Origin of the sequence: Streptomyces sp. HSW2009 (genome assembly GCF_040240285.1) — a bacterium.
Classification (GTDB): Bacteria; Actinomycetota; Actinomycetes; order Streptomycetales; family Streptomycetaceae; genus Streptomyces.
Window position 1 is genome coordinate 1 of sequence record NZ_JBEHZD010001085.1, and the last position, 890, is coordinate 890.

The window sequence follows — 890 nt, forward strand, 5'->3', positions numbered from 1 at the left end:
GGGTGTGTCCGCCGATGCGCACCGGGTCGGCGCTGGCGACCCTGACCTCGGTGACCGGCGGGACCTCGCGGGCGGCCACCCGCGCCACTTCCTCCTGCACGAACTCGCCTACGCTGCGCAGGAGTTCACCACGCGCCTCGGTCTGCGCCGTACGGATACGGGCCAGCGTCTCCTGCTGCTCCCGCTGTCCCGCGTCAAGCATCTCCTGCCACTGCGTGTGCGCCTCGGTCAGCGCCGCCTGGATGCGCTGGTGTGCCTCGTCCTGCTCGCGCTGCTCCGCATCGAGCGTCCCGTGCCACTGCGCCTGGGCTTCGGTCAGCGCCGTCTGGATGCGGGCCAGCGCCTCTTCCTGCTCCTGCCGCCCCGTACCGATGGCCGACCGCCACTCGGCGTGCGCCTGCGCCAGCGCCTGGGCCACCGCCTCCCGCGAGCCGGCCTGCACCACGCTCATCGCCTCGGTCACGAGGCCGGCGGCGGTCTTCTCGGCGACCCGTTCCGCGGTCTCGGCCGCCGTGGCGCCGGCGGCCGTCTGGGCGGAGCGCACGATGCCCTCGGCGTCCGCCACGCGTCGTGCGGTGGCCGCATGGGCGACTTCGGCGGCGACGGTCTGCGCCGTCGACCGCATGGCCTGTTGGGCGTGGGGCGATCGGGCCAGGGCATCGGCATAGCGCACGACGGCCTCGCTCACGAGCGTCTCGGATATACGGCGGACGTCAGCCTCGGTGCTTTTGCGCATGGGGCGATCCTGCTGGTTCGCGGCGTGACCCCTCCCGTACGCCGGGCGCCGAGGGGCGTGCCGGCCGCGCCGGGCCCCGCCCCCCCCCCGGGGCCCCGGACGCCCCCCCGGCGGGGCGGGGGAATATGTTGTGTTGTCGCAGAGGGGGGGGGTG

Annotated in this window: 1 pseudogene; it reads right to left on the reverse strand. The window is 75.1% G+C overall.

What is annotated here, in order from left to right:
• Window positions 1-736 (reverse strand): annotated as a pseudogene (locus tag AAHZ94_RS34670) (hypothetical protein); the annotation flags it as partial.
• Between the last annotated feature and the right edge of the window lie 154 nt (window positions 737-890).